Raw genomic sequence first — 16313 nt, forward strand, 5'->3', positions numbered from 1 at the left:
CGCGCGATGTAGATCGTGACTACTATGATCGCTGCCAAAACCAGAAATCCCGCTATTGTGGTGATAGGCGGAAGAAACATCCGAAAAGTCTCCACAAAAACAGCAATTTAATGCTGTTTTGTGGCTTGTTCGTGTCGGCTTTGCAGCTATTCCGGGGTATTGTTGAAGGACGCCCGTTGGCTTACTTTTCGGAGCTATCGGACAACCCCTCCGAGATCGTCTGATACCAGCCGCTGACAGGGCCATGCCGAATCGGCGACGGAACCGGTGAAGGGCGATCGCCGGAAAGCGTCGCACCATCCGGCGGGACACCCAAGCGTTCCGGCCTACCCGCCCTGCAGCGCAGCATCACCACTGTAGTGGCGGTTGACCACCGGGAACAGCCCATAGCCGAACCGCACCGCGTGCGGGTCCGCCAACGCCTGCAGCCGCAGCACGATCGGCGCCACCGCCATCAGCCCGCGGTTCTTCCTCCCCAGCGTCTGCATCGCTGCCTGCACCGCCTCGATCAGCGCCTCGTCAAAACCCGGCAGGGCGCTGCCCGGAGACAGCAGCAACACACCCCGATTGCGCAGATTGATCCGCCCCTGCGCCGCCGCCATCACCTCCAGCACCGCCGCGCACAGTACTGGCGGATCCCAGGCTTGGCCGAACGGGTATTCGAACCGGTCGAACACCTCCAGGTGAACGCCAACCGTCTCGGTGCCGCCGACCGCGAGATTGAAACCGCCGACCCGAGCCGGATATCCCACCGGCTCCTCGAATCCCACCCGGTTGCCCATCAGTGCCAGCGCGTGCGCCGCCGCGAACGGCGCCAGGCCGTGCAGGCCGCAGCCGCGGTCGCCGACCGTCGCCGCCATCGCCGGAAACAGCGGATGGCGCGACCAGGTGGCGACGAAATGCAGGAAACCGGCGACGTGATCCACCGCATTGGCGGTCGGCGCATCGCCCATCGCGGCCCACGAAGCCTCCCTCATCGCGGCCCGCAGGTGCCGCACCGACCATGCCAGCGCGTGATCGGGCAGGCCGGTGAACGGGTTGGCCGGATCTGCCGCCACCGCCGGCAGCGCGCCGCCGACATGACGCTCGAACGCCGCCTCGGCCTGGTCCAGCAGGCCTTGGGAAAACCGATAGGTCGGATCCGGCGTCGCCGGCCGGAACAGCGGCGCCAGGCGCTCCATCTCGGCGCGTCCCACCAGCGCGACCCGAGCCGGCACCTTCATCGCCCGCGGCCGCGGTTCGGCCGACGGCTCCGCGGTGCTGACGAAGGCCGGCAACATCCTGCCCTCCGCCAAAGGCGCCGAGGTCGTCACTGATCCGCAGCGGCCGCAGCGGATGCCGACACCGAGGAACTGCGCCGGGTCGAAACCCTCGATCAACAGGTTGCCGCAGCCGCAGCGCAGTGCCTCGCCGCCGACGCCAAGCAGGACCGGCGCATCACCGGCCTGCACGAAGTGGACCTCAGCGGTCACCCGAGGGGCGGCCTACAGCCAGGAAAACAGGTCGTTGAACCAGCCCCGCTTCGGCGCCGCGATGATCGGCGTCTGGCCGACATTGGTGGCCTCGCCGAGGGCTGCGTTCTGCCGCAGCCGCTGCGATTCCTTCTGCGCATCGACCTGGGCATGCTCGATGTTCGGCTTGCGCCAGTACAGCACCTTGTCGATGAAGCTGTCGTCGTTGGCGGCGTAGCGGGCATCCTGGTCGATCCGGCTACGGATATCGCTCGGCGCCGGCGGTCCGGCCTCTTGCACCAATGCCGCCTCGCCGGCCGAAGTGCCGGTTTGCGGGGGATCCAGCGCGGTCTGCGGCACCAGCGCTTCCTGCGCCTGCTGACGCTCGGTCTGTTCCTGCGGCCGCGCCGCGCCGGGCCTGGGCGGCCGAAGGTTGTAGTCCGGCGGCATCGACAGCGGTGCCCGGGTGGTCACGGTGTATTCGTCAGGCGCGTCCCGGGTCAGCCCGAAGGTGCGCGCCAGCTTGTCGCCGCCGCAGCCGCCCAGGCTCAGCAGGGCCAACGTCAAGCCACCGCCCAGCAGCAGCCGAGCACCGCGAATCGGGCGGGAGGGAAGGGTTCGCATGCGTCGCTCCATACTCATTGACGTGGCTGCGCCGCAAGGGTGCGGCTGATCGTCGGAGCGTGATCCGTGCCGGTGGCATCACCGAAGCGGTGAATCACGCGATCAAACAAATCATTAGAGTGGGGTCCGTGAGCCAAGGCGAACGGAAACCGCTCTAAGTCCGGAGGCTGGGCGAGGGCCGCCGAGGCGGCAGCGCAAGCAGCATAGCAAGGAACAGGCCGGCTGTCGTGGCCCACTGCGCGATCGCGAAGGCATGCGCATAGGCGCGCTCTCCGCTCGCGCCGCCGAGAACCCCGAAGAACAGGCTGCCGATCGCCGCCACGCTGATCGCCGCGCCGATCTGCATCGCCGAGTTGGTGATCCCGGCGGCCACCCCGCCCTGCGCCGCCGGCACGTCACCCAGCACGGTCGCGAACAGCCGCGGAAACGCCACGCCCTGGCCGAGGCCGGCCAGAAAGACCGCCGCCGTCAGCGCCGTGCCGTCGATGCCGAATGCCACCAGGGCGCCGACCACGGCATAGAAGGTGACCTGGATCGCCATGCCGATCGACAACAGCCGTGGCCGCAGCCGGACCATCGGGGCGCTGATCAGCGGGCCAACGAACAGCCCGAGACCATAGGGCACGATGGCCAGCCCGACCTGCAGCGGTGGCAGTCCTCGCCCCTCTTGCTGGTACAACCCGAACAGCAGGTAGAAACTGGTAGTGAAGAAGAACAACGCGGCGACCAGCACGCCGCGGCGGAAACTGGGAATGCGCAGCAGCGCCATGTCCACCAGCGGCATGCCGCCCAGCCGGCGCAACCGTCGCTCGTAGCCGATGAAGGCCGTGATTAGCACCGGTTCGGCCACCAGCATGGCAAACACCCAGGCCGGCCAGCCCTGCTCGCGCCCGACCGACAGCGGCACCACGATCGCGGCCAGCACCAAGGAGATCAGCGCCGCACCGCCGAGGTCGAGGCGGACGCTGCCGCCTCCTCCGGTCTCCGGTATGATCTTCCAGCCCAACAGCAGGGTGACCGCGCAGACCGGCAGGCTGACCAGGAAGATCACCCGCCAGCCCAACCCGGCCGGATCCCACTGCAACAGGGCGCCGCTGCTGAACTGGCCGATCGCGGCGGCCATCCCCATCATCACGCCGTACGCACTCATCGCCCTGGCCAGTTCCCGCTCGTTCGGGAACAGCGCTCGGATCGAGCCCAGCACCTGCGGCAGCAGCACCGCCGCGGCCGACCCTTGGGCGATCCGGGCGATCACCAGTTCGGCGGCGGAGGCGGCGATGCCGCAGACCAGGCTGGCCAGGGAGAACCCCGCCAGGCCGATCAGGAAGCAGCGCTTGCGGCCATACAGATCGCCGAGCCGGCCGCCGGTGATCAGGAACACGCCGAAGCCACAGGCGTAGCCCGAGATCACCAGTTGCAGTTCGGCCGGCGTCGCACCCAGGCTGTCGTGGATCGAGGACAGCGCCACGTTGACGATGAAGAAGTCCAGCGGCGGCATGAAACCGCCAGCCAGCAGCACGACCAGCGCCGCCCAGCGCAGTGCGGCTGATTTTTGGTCGGACACGCCCACTCCCTAAATTTGCCTGGTGCCCGTTTGTTACGCCGTGGACACCGTTATCCGCCGCGCCCGGTTCGGCTGGTGCGGCGTTCGTTGAACGCTAGTGTCCCGAGTCCGAAGCTCGCCATATCGGGCGAACATCAGTCTCGCGACACTCGCTCTTTGTTTTCAGTGGCCTGCCGATCCATACCTCCGCCGCTTGATGCGCCGAATTCCGGGGCAGGACATTAGCCGATGATCGCCCCGAGCGGAACGCCCAAGGTCCGGGCGTGACACCGGCGGCTCGCAGTCGGACAGAAAATGATTTCCGCATGCACGGTCCGGTTGAAAATCGTTTAGCATCCGGCTTGCATGCTGCCACCGCAAAACCGATTGGATCCCGACGGCTATTACCGCTGTCTTGGCGTGGCGCCGGAAGCGTCGCAGGTCGAGATCGTCGCGGCGTTCCGCGGCAAGGCGAGGCGGCTGCACCCCGATGTGCCCAGGACCGGGGATGCCGCTTCGTTCGTTGCCGTCAGGCAGGCCTATGACGTGCTGTCCAAGCGGGACCGGCGCGCCGCCTATGATCGCAAGGCCCGCGACATGGCGTTGGCGGTGACCGATCCGACCCTCGCGCGGCGAGGCGCCGGCCCATCTGAGGACCCGCTGGGCGGACACTACTCCTCGCCGTTCGATCTCGCGCCCGGGCAGACGCGGTCCACCGGTTCCACGGCCGCTCAGGGTGGGTCTGCCGGTTCCGCGGCGAGGCGGGAATCTGCTGGTTCTGCGGCGGTGCAGGGCGGGTTCGCCGGCAAATCCCAGGCCTGGTGGGGCGGGTTCTCGACGACCCTGGGCGCGGGCTGGCAAGGCCGGACCTCGGGCGCTCCGCAGGCACCGCAGGCGGGGGCAGACCCAGCGGGGGCAGGCCCAGCGGGGGCACGCCCGGTGGGGGCCGGCCGGGCGGGGGTGCTGCAGTCCAGGGCGTCGGAGATTCCGCTGCTGATCTGGGTCGGGCTGGCGGCGTTCCTGTGCCTGAGCGTCTATCAGGCGGCGGTGCACTTGATTTCGCCGCGGCAGAAGGTGGTGCAGGCCGAGATCAGGCCGAACGCCGCCGTCGTCGATCCGCTGTCGCCAAGCGCGCATGAGGCGGTGCTGTATGGTCCCGCGCCGGTGCGATTGGCCGGCGTGCCAAACTTCTACGTGGGTCCGGGTGCCGGTCCGGCGATGCTTTGGGCGCTGGACAAGCAGCGTAACATGTTGCTGCCGCTTGGCCGGCTGCCACCGTTCAGCATGGTCCAGGCGATCCGGCTGTTCAGCCAGAACGGCATGGTAGAGGTGCTGGTGAACGATCGCGGCAACGGTCTGATCAGCGCGGCCCGGCTGACCCCGGGCGATCCGGCCGCGGCGCATCGCGCCTATTGCGGCTACAACGCGGGGCCCGCCCCGCGCGACGGCGAATTGCTGGAACGCCGAGGTTCGGGGACCGGCCGGCTGGAGTTGGAGAACCGCGCGCTGCAGCCCGCGGTAGTGAAACTGCGCGACGACTCCGGCGCGGTGGTGGTCTCGGTGTTCCTGGAGCCGCAGGGCCACGCGGTGCTGGATGGCGTACCGAGCGGGACCCTGCATCCGGAATTCGCCATCGGTGAGTTGTGGAGCCGGGCTTGCAACTCGTTCGCCGCCGGGATGCGGGCATGGCGGATGCAGGTGGCGCTGCCCTCGCCGGCCCAATCGCGGTTGGTGGTGGAGCCCGATGCTGGCCCCCAGGCGGCGGCCAACATTCCGGATCAGGCGTTCGAGCGGAACTGACGGCGGGGTCGCCGGGTGGAGGGGAGTGCCGCCGGGGCCAGCGCGGCGGTCGTCCGACGCGACCGAGAGGACGCCGCCCAACTCGACTTTGGGCGCTCTCAGGCGACGACGGGATTGGCGGCGCCGGCCTGGGCGCGGCGCGACTGCCAGAGGGCGACGAAATCGATCGGCTGCAGCAGCACCGGGGCGAAGCCGCCGTCGCGGGTCACGTCGGCCAGGATGTTGCGCGCGAACGGGAACAGGATGCGCGGGCATTCGACCAGCAGCACCGGCTCGACCGCGTTGTCGGGCAGGCCGTTCAGGGTGAACACGCCGGCATAGGTCAATTCGGCGACGAACACCGTCGCCGGGGGAGTGGCGGACTGGCCGTTGGCCTGGGCCGAGGTGTCGTGCGCCTCGGCGCGGATGACGATGGCGACTTCGAAGATGCTCTGGCCTTCCTGCACCCGGCGGGCCTGCACGTCGAGGTTGATGCTGACCTGCGGCTGGGCCTTGAGCTGGCTATAGATCTGCGGCGCGGCCGGCACCTCGAACGACAGGTCCTTGACGTACTGGATGTTGACCACCAGCGGCTGGGCGGGCTGGGCGGTGGGCTGCGGAGAGGGGGTGGTCTCGGACATTTCGGGGCTCCGTTGAAAAGACCGCGCCGCCGGCGGTGTTCGGGTTGGCGCGCCGGGTAGCACGGCTGGGGGGTGATTGCCACCGGGTTTACCGTTGCGGTGGCGGGTGAGGCCAGACCGGGATCAGGCGGCCAGGGATCGGAGGGGCCAGGGATCGGAGCGGCCGATTTTCAGACGCGCCAGACCAGACGTTCGGGGGCGGCGCCGGTCGGATCGCAGCGCAGCCACTGGCCGTTGGCCACGCTCTGCCCGGTCAGGCTGAGGATGAAGCCCCAATGGCTTATCACCAGGGTGTTGCCCCAATCCTGGCGCCGCGCCAGGTCGGCTCGGAAACTTGCGGCGCGGTCGATCACGCCGGCCTCGGGTTCTTCCTGGGTCGGCCACCAGATGGTGTCCAGTCGGGAGAAATCGAGCGCCGGCCAAGCGCGTTCCAGATCGGGGCGCGACGAGCCGACGTCGCAGGCGAAGGCAAAGCGTTCCCGCACCGCCGGGTCGATGATGAGCGGCAATCCCAGCGCCTCGGCGACCGGGCGGGCGGTCTGCAGGGTTCTGGTGTAGGGCGAGACGATGATGCGCTCGATGCCCTGGCTCGCCAGTTGCCGGGCGGCGTCGAGGGCTTGGTCGTGGCCGAGTTCGGTGAGCTTGGGATCGATCAGTCCAGGGTCGCGGCGGGTGGCACTGAACAGCAGGTTGAACTCGCTCTGGCCGTGACGCAGCAGGATCATGGCGGCGGCCATACAGGGGTTCGGGGTGGCGCGGCAAGCCTGTGTTTGGGCATCCGACCGACCGCCGCCCGATGGTGGACGCCGCGGGTCTGGCGCTGCCCTGCGATCGGATATTTTATTTCGTGGACGCTGCACGTTGGACGTTTCTCTGCGATCCGATATTTTGTTTGAGTATCCGATTCACGCTTCGAATCGTGGACGCTGCGCGTTGGACGTTTCTCTGCGATCCGGTATCAGGCGGCGGATTCGGGGCGCCGGGTCCGGGTTTCGTTTGGCATGTCCGCGCCGCGCGCCTATCTGTTGTGTCGACAGGAGGTATCGGCATGGGTGTGAGCGGCGGATTTCCGATTGATCTGGTGCTGTTTGGGATGATCGCGGCCTTCCTGGTGCTTCGCCTGCGCAGCATTCTGGGCAAGCGGACCGGGTTCGAGCGCCAGGCGCCTCCGGTCCAGTCTGGGCCGCGGCCGGCGCCGGGCCCGGTGATCGATGTCAAGGCCGAACCGCCGACGCCGCCGGCCGCCACCACGGTGCCGGAGGTCGCCTCGGAGACCGGGCAGGCGCTGGAGCGGATGCGGACGCTGGATGGCGGGTTCGATCCGGCCAGGTTCCTGGCCGGGGCGGACCAGGCGTTCCGGATGATCGTGGCGGCGTTCGCCGCCGGCGACCGGGTCGGGCTGCGCGCGTTGCTGGCTGACGACACCTATCGGGCGTTCGAGCAGGCGATCAGCGCGCGGGAAAAGGCCGAGGAGACCCAGGTCAGCGAGATCAAGTCGATGCAAAAGCTGGCGATCGAGCAGGCCGAGCTGAAGGGGCGGGTTGGGGCGATCACCGCGAGGATCGTGTCCGATCAGATCAGCTACACCAAGGACAAGGACGGTCGCCCGGTGACCGGCGCCGACGCGGTGACCGAGATCACCGATCTGTGGACGTTCGAGCGCGACCTGTCGCAGCAGGACCCGACCTGGCGCCTGGTCGCCGCGCGCAGCGGCTGAGGCTGGGGATCGCTGATGAGCGGGACGAAGCCTCGGGTGGGTCTGTTCGTGACCTGCCTGGTCGATCTGCACCGTCCCTCGGTCGGCTTCGCGGCGATCCGGCTGCTGGAGCGGGCGGGGTGCCAGGTCGAGCTGCCGCGGGCGCAGACCTGTTGCGGGCAGCCGGCCTACAACTCCGGTGACCGGCGCACCGCGCGCGATCTGGCGGTGGGGATCGTCGAGGCGTTCCGCGGCTATGACTACGTGGTGGCGCCGTCGGGATCGTGCGCGGGAATGCTGCGCCACCATCTGCCGCATTTGTTCGATGACGACCCGAACCTGCGGGCGCAGGCCGACGCGATGGCGGCGCGGACGTTCGAACTGGTCAGCTTCCTGAACGATGTGCTGAACGTCAGCCATACCGGGGCGGCGGCGCCGAATGGATCGGTGACCTATCACGATGCGTGTGCGGGATTGCGCGAGCTGGGAATCAAGCAGCAGCCGCGCGATCTGCTGGCGGCGGTGGGGGCTGAGGTGGTGGAGATGACCGATCCGGAGATCTGCTGCGGGTTCGGCGGCACATTCTGCGTGAAATACCCCGATATCTCGGCGCGGATGGTGTCGGACAAGACCGCGGACATCGTGGCCACCGGGGCGGAGACGGTGCTGTCGGGCGACCTGGGGTGTCTGTTGAACATTGCCGGGCGGCTGCGGCGGCAGGGGCATCGGGTGCATGCGCGCCATGTGGCCGAGGTGCTGGCGGGGATGACGGACGATCTGCCGGCGATCGGTGAGGGCCGGGGTTAGGCGCTGGTTGCCTGGGTCGGGTGGTGCGGGTTTGCCTGAAGCGGTTGTGCGTGATGGTGGGTGGCTTGCTGGGTGGCTTGCTGGGCTTGGGCGGCCTGGACCCTGAGTGCCTTCCTGGCCAGGCGTCTTTCGGTGTGGCGCTTCCGATAGGATTGCGTCCAGGTCATGGCTTCGGGTTTGCCCGGCGCGACGACGGCCGCGATCGGGCTGGCATCGGCCGGCGGCTGGGTGGCTTCGGGCGGCGGGGCGGCAGGCAGTCGAGCTTCCGGCGGTGGGGCGACGGCGATCCCGGGCTGTCGGGCGGGTGCTGCGATGCCTGGTGTTTTGTGGTGGGGTGTTTTGTGGTGGGGGGCGATCGGTTTCGGCTGGGCCTCGGTTGCCGGCAGATTGGCGCCGGCGCGGCGGGAGCGTTGCAGTTGGTCGAGTTTGCGGCGGGCCTTGTGGCTTTCCCGGCTGAGGCTGACGGCGCTGCCGCGGAGGCGGAGGATTTTCGCCAGCGACAGGTCGGGATTGGCGGCCTGGCCGAGCGCTTCGAGCGCGTGTAGGGCGAAACCGATGATGTCGGCGGCGAGGCCGAGTTCCTGCTCGTCTGCGACATTGTAGGCGGCCAGGGTCTGGCTGGCGGCCTCGCGCGCGGTGGCGGGGCTGGCGGCGGTGACGAACAAGGCGGCGAGCCGGAGGAGGATGGTGTCCAGCACGGCGGGGGCGATGGTAGCCGGGAGGGACATGGGGCTAGCCTTGCTAAGTTCGAGGTTTGTTCGTGAATAATTAGGGGAAAATTCCGTATCATACAAGGATAATTTCCTGAATTAGTGGCGGAGGGCAATTTGGAGCGGCTTTGGCGGTGGTGGGATTTTGCCCCGCCCCGGCCTCGCATCCGGGTTGCGAATGGCGATACCGGCGGTGGAGCGAGGCGTCATGCCCGGACGCTTGCGGCGAGGCAGGTTCCCCGGGGATACGCTTGGCCTATGCCGGACTGCTCGCCGCGCGAACAGATCGGACGGCTGTGCGGCCGGCGGGCAAAAAAGTATCATTGCTGCGGTGCAAATCGCGTTGCGTTAAGAGATTTGCTGCTTCTAAGTCTGTCGGATCAGGCGGGTCACATAGAATGCCCTGCCGGCAGGGCAGGAGCGATGCGGTTGGATCCCGATCTCGAGCTGGTGCAGGTGCGTGCTGACCAATCGTTCAAGGTCTGGTCGCACGGCTATCCTTACCGAACCGTCCGCTGGCACTTCCACCCAGAATATGAGCTTCATCTGGTCACCGCCACCGACGGCTATCGTCATGTCGGCGACCATATTGGCGCGTTCACGCCGGGCGACCTTGTGCTCACTGGACCGAACCTGCCGCACAACTGGATCAGCACCGTGCGCGAGGGCGAAACGGTCGATGAGCGCTGCCTCGTTCTGCAGTTCGCCGACGCTTTCGCGCAGACCTGCATCGCGTCGTTTCCGGAGTTGCGGATGGTCGAGACGTTGCTCGCCGAGTCGCGCCGCGGCGTCCGGTTCGAACCCGCCGTTGCCGAAAAGGTGGCGCCCTTGATGCGCAGCCTGTTGGGCGCCGAGGGCGTGCATCGGATCGCGCTGTTCATGGCCGTGCTCGACCTGCTGACGCGCGGTCGGCGCGCGCCGCTCGCCAGCATCGGCTTCCAGCCGAACGCCTCGGCCTACCTGTCCAGCACGATGAACGTCGTGCTGCAGCATATCGGGCGTAACTTCACGGGCGACCTCTGCGAGCAGGACCTGGCCAGCCTCAGCCGCCAGAGTGTGAGCACATTCTCCCGCTCCTTCCGCAAGCACACGGGCATGACCTTCGTCGGCTACGTCAACGCGCTGCGGGTCGAGCTTGCCTGCCAGCACCTGATCCAGGCCAACCTGAGCGTGACCGAGATCGGCTACGCCGTCGGGTTCAATAACATTTCGAACTTCAACCGCCAGTTCCTCGCGCTGAAGGGCATGGCGCCGTCGCGCTTTCGCGCCCTGCGCCGTGGCGGGCGCAGCCTGGCCGTGGCGGCCTGAAAACAAACAACGGGAGACGACGCCGATGACACATCCGACCATCCGGGCCGGGACCATCCGGGCCACGAGGATCCGGGCCGCGAGCATCCCGGCCACGCCCATCCGGGCCACGCGCATCCTGGCCGCGCCCATCCTGGCCATGGTGGCGGCCGGCTTGCTCGTCGGGACCGCGTCCGCCGCGCCGCTGGCCAATACCCGGGTCGCGTTCCTGATGCCGGACCAGAGCTCGACCCGCTACGAGCAGCACGACCACCCGGGCTTTGTCGCGGAGATGAAGAAGCTTTGCGCCAGTTGCACCGTGCTGTACCAGAATGCCGACGGCGACGCGGCGCGCCAGCAGCAGCAATTCAACTCCGCGATCACGCAGGGCGTGAAGGCGATCGTGCTGGACCCGGTGGACTCCACGGCCGCTGTCTCGCTGGTGAAGCAGGCGCAGGCGCAGGGCATCAAGGTCATTGCCTATGACCGGCCGATTCCCGACACCAAGGCCGACTTCTACGTTTCGTTCGACAACGAGGCGATCGGTCGCACGATCGCCAAGTCGCTGGTGGATCATCTGAAGGCGGGCGGGGCGCCCAGCCAGGGCAGCGGCCTGCTGGAGGTCAACGGCTCGCCGACCGACGCCGCCGCGGGGCTGATCAAGAAGGGCATTCACGAAGGCCTAGCCGATGGCGGCTACAAGACGCTGGCCGAGTACGACACGCCCGATTGGGTGCCGGCCAAGGCGCAACAGTGGGTTTCCGGCCAGATCTCTCGCTTCAGTGGCAAGATCGTGGGCGTGGTGGCCGCCAATGACGGCACGGCCGGGGGAACCATCGCCGCCTTCAAGGCTGCCGGGGTCAATCCAGTGCCGCCGGTGACCGGCAATGACGCGACCATCGCCGGGCTGCAGTTGATCATCGCCGGCGACCAGTACAACACCATCTCCAAGCCCAGCGAGATCGTGGCCGGGGCAGCGGCCGACGTGGCTGCCGCCCTGCTGCAGGGTGAGACGCCCAAGGCCGACACCACGCTGTTCGGCACGCCCACCAAACTGTTCACGCCGACGCTGGTCACACGGCAGAACCTGAAGCAGGCGATCATCGAGCGGAAGATCGACGGCAAGCCGATCGAGTCTGCCGCCGCGCTCTGCGCCGGGCGCTACGCGGCGGGCTGCAAGCAGCTTGGTATCTCGCCGTGAGCGGCGGCGAGCCGGTCCTTAGCCCACGCGGCGACGGGCCGGTCCTGAGTCTACGCGGCATCGGCAAGACGTTCGGCGCGGTCTCCGCGCTCAGCGACATCGACCTCGACGTGCATGCCGGCGAGGTGGTGGCGCTGGTGGGCGACAACGGCGCCGGGAAGTCGACGCTGGTGAAGATCCTTGCCGGGGTGCTGCAGCCGAGCAGCGGCAGCATGACGTTCGGCGGCCAGGCGGTTTCGCTGACCGGGCCGAGCCATGCTCTTTCACTGGGGATCGCCACGGTGTTCCAGGATCTGGCGCTGTGCGAGAACCTTGACGTCGTCGCCAACATCTTCCTTGGCCGGGAGCAGGGTCCCTACGCGCTCGACGAGGTGGCGATGGAAATCCGTGCCTGGCGGCTGCTGAACGAGCTCGCCGCCCGCATTCCCAGCGTGCGGGTGCCGATTGCCTCGCTTTCGGGCGGCCAGCGGCAGACGGTGGCGATCGCGCGCTCATTGTTGCTCGACCCGACGCTGATCATGCTGGACGAGCCGACCGCGGCGCTCGGCGTGGCGCAGACCGCCGAGGTGCTGAACCTGATCGAGCGGGTGCGCGGTCGCGGCCTCGGCGTGATCATGATCAGCCACAACATGGAGGACGTGCGTGCCGTGGCGGACCGCATCGCGGTGCTGCGGCTTGGCCGCAACAACGGCATCTTCTACCCGGACGCGTCGAACCAGGAGCTGGTCAGCGCGATCACGGGGGCGGCCGACAACGCGGTGTCGCGCCGCGCCGACCGCCGCGCTGACCGCCCCGATGGCCGCCACGCCGACCAGCGCACACCTGGGGCCGGGCCGTGAGCGGCGACGGCGCCGCCCCGCTCGACCGCGCCGATATCCGTGTCCGCGACGACGCAGGCCTGGTGGGCGCGCTGCGCGGCTTTGCCGACCGGGTGCGTTCGGGGGACCTGGGCTCGCTGCCGGTCGTTGTCGGGCTGGCGATCATCTGGACGGTGTTCCAGGTTCTCAATCCGGTCTTCCTGTCGAGCAACAACCTGGTCAACCTGCTGTTCGACAGCTCGACGACCGGCGTCATCGCGCTGGGCGTCGTGTGCATCCTGATGGTGGGGGAAATCGACCTGTCGGTGGGTTCGGTCAGCGGGTTTGCCTCGGCGCTGGTCGGGACGCTGTGGGTGAACCAGGGCTGGCCGGTCGGGTTTGCCATCCTGGCGGCGCTGGCCGCCGGCGGCGTGATCGGTGCGGTGTATGCGGCGCTGTTCAACCGGCTGGGGATGCCGAGCTTCGTGTCGACACTGGCTGGGCTGCTCGCGGTGCTGGGCTTGCAGCTTTTCATCCTGGGTAACACCGGTTCAATCAACCTGCCCTACGGGTCGTGGCTGGTCGATGTCGGCCAATTGCTTACCGTGCCGCACGTGCTTTCTTATTTGCTGGTCGCGGCGGCGGGGCTGGCGCTGTTCGCCAGCGGCTGGCGCACCCGCATGCGGCGGCTTCGGGCCGGCCTTACGCCGCCCTCGGTGGCCGGAATCGCGGTCCGCGCCGTGGTCTTCACGGCCGTGCTCGAGGCGGTTGCCGCCTACCTCAACGCGGCCCGCGGCGTGCCGTGGATGTTCTGCATCTTCGTGGCCCTGGTGGTCGGCATGGACTACGCGCTGCGCCGCACCCGTTGGGGCCGCGCGATGACGGCGATTGGCGGCAACCGGGAGGCAGCGCGGCGTGCCGGCATCAACGTGGGCGGCATCTACACCAGCGCCTTCGTGCTGTGTGCGGCGTTGGCCGCGCTGGGTGGCGTGCTGTCCGCCGCCCGGCTTGCCTCAGCCAGCCAGCAGGCGGGCACCGGCGACGTGAACCTGAATGCCATCGCCGCCGCGGTGATCGGGGGTACCAGCCTGTTCGGTGGTCGAGGCAGCGCCTATTCCGCGCTGCTTGGCATCATCGTCATCCAGTCGATCTCCAGCGGCCTGACGTTGCTCGATCTGTCGTCATCGCTGCGCTACATGATCACCGGCGGGGTGCTAGCGATCGCGGTCATTGTCGATTCCCTAGCCCGGCGGTCCCGCCTGTCGCACGGCCGTGGCTGAGCGCCCATCCATCCCTGGACCATTATCAGCATGACCGTGCATGCCGAGAATGGTCCAGCTGTTTGTTTTGTCGCATGATTCACGCGCCTCGCGCGAAACCGCGCGTCCTTCGGACGACGAACGTTCCGCCCAAGCCGCGATCATGCCTTAGCGGAGCCAGTGCATGACCCAGGAGCTTTCCGGCCAGGTCGCGGCGATAACCGGGGCCGCGTCCGGCATCGGGCTGGAATGCGCCAGGACCATGCTGGGCGCCGGCGCGCGGGTGGTGCTGATCGACCGCGACGCATCCGCGCTGCGCGCCGCATGCGCCGGGCTGGGCGAGGGCGCCATTGCGCTGGAGATCGATCTGCTGTCGCCGGCGAGCGTCGCTGGCATGATGCCGGCGATCCTGGGGCAGGCCGGGCGGCTTGACATCTTTCATGCCAATGCCGGGTCCTATGTCGGCGGCGACGTGATGGGGGGCGACCCGGATGCGTGGGATCGCATGCTCAATCTCAACATCAATGCCAGCTTCCGCTGTGTTCATGCGGTGCTGCCGCACATGGTCGGGCGCGGCAGCGGGGACATCATATTCACCAGTTCGATCGCCGGGCTGGTGCCGGTGGTGGTCGAGCCGGTCTACACGGCGTCCAAGCACGCGGTTCAGGCGTTCATGCACACGTTGCGACGCCAGGTTGCGCCGCACGGCATCCGGGTGGGCGGCGTCGCGCCCGGCCCGGTGCTGACGCCGCTGCTGCGGGACTGGCCGCAGGCGAAGCTTGACGACGCGTTGGCGTCCGGCAGCCTGATGGAACCGCGGGAGGTGGCCGCGGCGGTGCTTTTCATGCTGACCCGGCCGCGCAACGTGACCATTCGGGACCTGGTCATCGTGCCGCAGCGGCTCGACCTCTGAGCACGGGGGCAGCGATGGTGGACGCAGTCATTGGGGTCGATATCGGCACGCAGAGCACCAAGGCGGTGCTGGTGGCGGCCAACGGCGCCATCCTGGCGCAGGCCTCGCGTGCCTATGCGCCGGATACCCCGCAGCCGAACTGGGCCGAACAGCACGCCGGGGTGTGGCTGGCGGCGGTCGAGCAGGCGGTCGCGGAGGTGGCGGAGGGGGCGCCGGACGGGGTTGGGGCGGCGGAGGTGAAGGCGATCTGCATCTCGAGCCTCTATGGCGGCTCCGGCATTCCGGTGGACGCCGATATCGAGCCGCTGCATCCCTGCCTGATCTGGATGGACCGCCGGGCGGAGGCGCAGGTTGCGTGGGTCGAACGGACGGTTGACCTTGACCGGTTGCGCGCCGTTACCGGCAACGGCGTCAACAGTTATTACGGTTTCACCAAGATGCTGTGGCTGCGCGACGAGCGGCCCGATGTGTGGGGACGCACCGCCTACCTGGTGCCGCCTAACGCCTATGTTATTCACCGGTTGACCGGACAGCTTGCGGTGGATCACTGCTCCGCCGGGAATATCGGCGGGGTGTATGATATTGCCGCCCGCCGCTGGTCGGGCGAGATGCTCGATGGGCTGGGAATTCCGCGCCGCATGATGCCTGGCCGCCTGGTGCAGTGCACCGATGTTGTCGGCGGCCTGCTACCCTCGGCTGCCGCGCGGCTTGGGCTGCCGGGCGGGATCCCGGTCGTCGCCGGAGGGGTTGACGCGGCCGTCGCCACCTACGCCGCGGGGGTGACGGAGCCGGGCCAGCAGGTGGCGATGATCGGCACCAGCATGTGCTGGGGCACCATCGCGCCGGCGGCGGATGCCTCGCTCGGGCTGGTTTCGATGCCCTACGTCGTCAATGGGGCGCACGACCTCTACGTGTTTGGCGGTGCCAGCACGGCCGGGGCGTGCGTTTCCTGGTTCCGCGAGCAGTTCTGCCAGGCCGAGCAGGCAGCCGGGCGCGAGCAGGGGACGGACCCGCACGTGTTGCTGGAGCAGGCCGCCGCCGCCATCGCGCCGGGTTCGGACGGGCTGGTGTTCCTGCCCTACCTGATGGGCGAGCGGTCGCCGATCTGGGACGGCGAGGCGTCGGGGGCGTTCATCGGGCTGAGCCTGTTCCATACGCGTGCGCACCTGTACCGCGCCGTCCTGGAAGGCGTGGCTTACGCGCTGTGGCACAACATGGAGGCGATCTCCGGCGCGCGGCTGAGCGAGCGGTTGATCGTCGTGGGCGGGGCGGCGCGGTCCGACGTCTGGATGCAGACGATTGCCGACGTTACCGGGTTCGCCGTTTGGACGATCCGCGAGGATGTCGAGGCGGCGCTCGGTGCGGCTCGGCTTGGCGCGATTGGCGTTGGGCTGATCGGGGCCGAGGATCGAGATACCTGGATCACGCTGGTGGAGCGGGCGGTTCCGGAGCGGGGCGCGGCGGCGAGGCTGGAGGTTGGCTATGGTGTCTATGCGGCGCTGTATCCGCAGTTGCGCGCGTCGATGCACGCGCTTTCGGCCATGCGGGCGAAGCGGGTGGGGACGTGATGACCTGGATGTGGTCCAAAAAGCGCTGCCCGATATG

15 protein-coding genes are annotated in these 16313 nt (G+C 68.4%); 9 read left to right on the forward strand and 6 right to left on the reverse strand.

Features of this window, described 5'->3' with window-relative positions:
* Nucleotides 1-326: 326 nt before the first annotated feature.
* From ACQY4Y_RS13840 to ACQY4Y_RS13850, 3 genes are all read right to left on the reverse strand, one after another.
* Nucleotides 327-1472: a hypothetical protein gene (locus ACQY4Y_RS13840; RefSeq protein WP_428491195.1), complete on the reverse strand. Its 1146-nt coding sequence runs from the start codon at nucleotides 1470-1472 to the stop codon at nucleotides 327-329.
* Nucleotides 1473-1484: 12 nt separating this feature from the next.
* Nucleotides 1485-2075: a DUF3035 domain-containing protein gene (locus ACQY4Y_RS13845; protein WP_428491196.1), complete on the reverse strand. Its 591-nt coding sequence runs from the start codon at nucleotides 2073-2075 to the stop codon at nucleotides 1485-1487.
* A gap of 154 nt (nucleotides 2076-2229) precedes the next feature.
* Nucleotides 2230-3639 carry an MFS transporter gene (locus ACQY4Y_RS13850; RefSeq protein ID WP_428491197.1) on the reverse strand — a complete coding sequence of 470 codons (1410 nt, stop codon included), beginning with the start codon at nucleotides 3637-3639 and terminating at the stop codon, nucleotides 2230-2232.
* 345 nt (nucleotides 3640-3984) lie between these two features.
* Here ACQY4Y_RS13850 and ACQY4Y_RS13855 point away from each other — a divergent pair, with 345 nt between their 5' ends.
* Nucleotides 3985-5418 carry a J domain-containing protein gene (locus tag ACQY4Y_RS13855; protein ID WP_428491198.1) on the forward strand — a complete coding sequence of 478 codons (1434 nt, stop codon included), beginning with the start codon at nucleotides 3985-3987 and terminating at the stop codon, nucleotides 5416-5418.
* A 98-nt stretch (nucleotides 5419-5516) separates the two neighbouring features.
* Here ACQY4Y_RS13855 and secB read toward each other — a convergent pair whose 3' ends face one another.
* Both secB and ACQY4Y_RS13865 read right to left on the reverse strand, forming a co-directional pair.
* A complete protein-coding gene (gene secB / locus ACQY4Y_RS13860; RefSeq protein WP_428491199.1) occupies nucleotides 5517-6038 on the reverse strand; it encodes a protein-export chaperone SecB in 522 nt (173 codons plus the stop codon).
* Between the two features lie 170 nt (nucleotides 6039-6208).
* On the reverse strand, nucleotides 6209-6775 hold the full coding sequence (locus ACQY4Y_RS13865; protein WP_428491200.1) for a histidine phosphatase family protein: 567 nt from the start codon (nucleotides 6773-6775) through the stop codon (nucleotides 6209-6211).
* 311 nt (nucleotides 6776-7086) lie between these two features.
* Here ACQY4Y_RS13865 and ACQY4Y_RS13870 point away from each other — a divergent pair, with 311 nt between their 5' ends.
* Entirely contained in the window at nucleotides 7087-7755 is a 669-nt protein-coding gene (locus ACQY4Y_RS13870; protein WP_428491201.1) for a Tim44/TimA family putative adaptor protein, read from the forward strand.
* 15 nt (nucleotides 7756-7770) lie between these two features.
* On the forward strand, nucleotides 7771-8541 hold the full coding sequence (locus tag ACQY4Y_RS13875) for a (Fe-S)-binding protein (RefSeq protein WP_428491202.1): 771 nt from the start codon (nucleotides 7771-7773) through the stop codon (nucleotides 8539-8541).
* On the opposite strand, the gene ACQY4Y_RS13880 is transcribed toward ACQY4Y_RS13875, so the two are convergent.
* On the reverse strand, nucleotides 8538-9269 hold the full coding sequence (locus ACQY4Y_RS13880) for a hypothetical protein (protein ID WP_428491203.1): 732 nt from the start codon (nucleotides 9267-9269) through the stop codon (nucleotides 8538-8540). The genes ACQY4Y_RS13875 and ACQY4Y_RS13880 overlap by 4 nt on opposite strands.
* A gap of 411 nt (nucleotides 9270-9680) precedes the next feature.
* Between ACQY4Y_RS13880 and ACQY4Y_RS13885 the strand changes: the two genes are divergently transcribed.
* The 6 genes from ACQY4Y_RS13885 (at nucleotide 9681) to ACQY4Y_RS13910 (ending at nucleotide 16276) form a co-directional block, all read left to right on the forward strand.
* Entirely contained in the window at nucleotides 9681-10559 is an 879-nt protein-coding gene (locus ACQY4Y_RS13885) for an AraC family transcriptional regulator (RefSeq protein WP_428491204.1), read from the forward strand.
* Between the two features lie 25 nt (nucleotides 10560-10584).
* Complete coding sequence (locus ACQY4Y_RS13890; protein WP_428491205.1) at nucleotides 10585-11739, forward strand: ABC transporter substrate-binding protein; 1155 nt, start codon at nucleotides 10585-10587, stop codon at nucleotides 11737-11739.
* A complete protein-coding gene (locus tag ACQY4Y_RS13895) occupies nucleotides 11736-12578 on the forward strand; it encodes an ATP-binding cassette domain-containing protein (RefSeq protein WP_428491206.1) in 843 nt (280 codons plus the stop codon). Before ACQY4Y_RS13890 ends, ACQY4Y_RS13895 begins: the two co-directional genes overlap by 4 nt.
* Nucleotides 12575-13816, forward strand: coding sequence for a sugar ABC transporter permease (locus ACQY4Y_RS13900; RefSeq protein WP_428491207.1), 1242 nt, complete (start codon nucleotides 12575-12577; stop codon nucleotides 13814-13816). Before ACQY4Y_RS13895 ends, ACQY4Y_RS13900 begins: the two co-directional genes overlap by 4 nt.
* Before the next feature lie 163 nt (nucleotides 13817-13979).
* Nucleotides 13980-14708, forward strand: coding sequence for an SDR family oxidoreductase (locus ACQY4Y_RS13905; RefSeq protein WP_428491208.1), 729 nt, complete (start codon nucleotides 13980-13982; stop codon nucleotides 14706-14708).
* A 14-nt stretch (nucleotides 14709-14722) separates the two neighbouring features.
* Nucleotides 14723-16276: an FGGY-family carbohydrate kinase gene (locus ACQY4Y_RS13910; protein ID WP_428491209.1), complete on the forward strand. Its 1554-nt coding sequence runs from the start codon at nucleotides 14723-14725 to the stop codon at nucleotides 16274-16276.
* The last annotated feature ends 37 nt before the right edge of the window (nucleotides 16277-16313 follow it).

The sequence above is a fragment of the Rhodopila sp. genome, assembly GCF_965277165.1.
Lineage (GTDB): Bacteria > Pseudomonadota > Alphaproteobacteria > Acetobacterales > Acetobacteraceae > Rhodopila.

What these genes read in the sequence shown, in the direction of transcription:
- ACQY4Y_RS13845 (WP_428491196.1), bottom strand. Translation starts at nt 2,075, where the DNA reads ATGCGAACCCTTCCCTCCCGCCCGATTCGCGGTGCTCGGCTGCTGCTG.
- ACQY4Y_RS13855 (WP_428491198.1), top strand. Translation starts at nt 3,985, where the DNA reads ATGCTGCCACCGCAAAACCGATTGGATCCCGACGGCTATTACCGCTGT.
- secB (WP_428491199.1), bottom strand. Translation starts at nt 6,038, where the DNA reads ATGTCCGAGACCACCCCCTCTCCGCAGCCCACCGCCCAGCCCGCCCAG.
- ACQY4Y_RS13865 (WP_428491200.1), bottom strand. Translation starts at nt 6,775, where the DNA reads ATGGCCGCCGCCATGATCCTGCTGCGTCACGGCCAGAGCGAGTTCAAC.
- ACQY4Y_RS13870 (WP_428491201.1), top strand. Translation starts at nt 7,087, where the DNA reads ATGGGTGTGAGCGGCGGATTTCCGATTGATCTGGTGCTGTTTGGGATG.
- ACQY4Y_RS13875 (WP_428491202.1), top strand. Translation starts at nt 7,771, where the DNA reads ATGAGCGGGACGAAGCCTCGGGTGGGTCTGTTCGTGACCTGCCTGGTC.
- ACQY4Y_RS13880 (WP_428491203.1), bottom strand. Translation starts at nt 9,269, where the DNA reads ATGTCCCTCCCGGCTACCATCGCCCCCGCCGTGCTGGACACCATCCTC.
- ACQY4Y_RS13890 (WP_428491205.1), top strand. Translation starts at nt 10,585, where the DNA reads ATGACACATCCGACCATCCGGGCCGGGACCATCCGGGCCACGAGGATC.
- ACQY4Y_RS13905 (WP_428491208.1), top strand. Translation starts at nt 13,980, where the DNA reads ATGACCCAGGAGCTTTCCGGCCAGGTCGCGGCGATAACCGGGGCCGCG.
- ACQY4Y_RS13910 (WP_428491209.1), top strand. Translation starts at nt 14,723, where the DNA reads ATGGTGGACGCAGTCATTGGGGTCGATATCGGCACGCAGAGCACCAAG.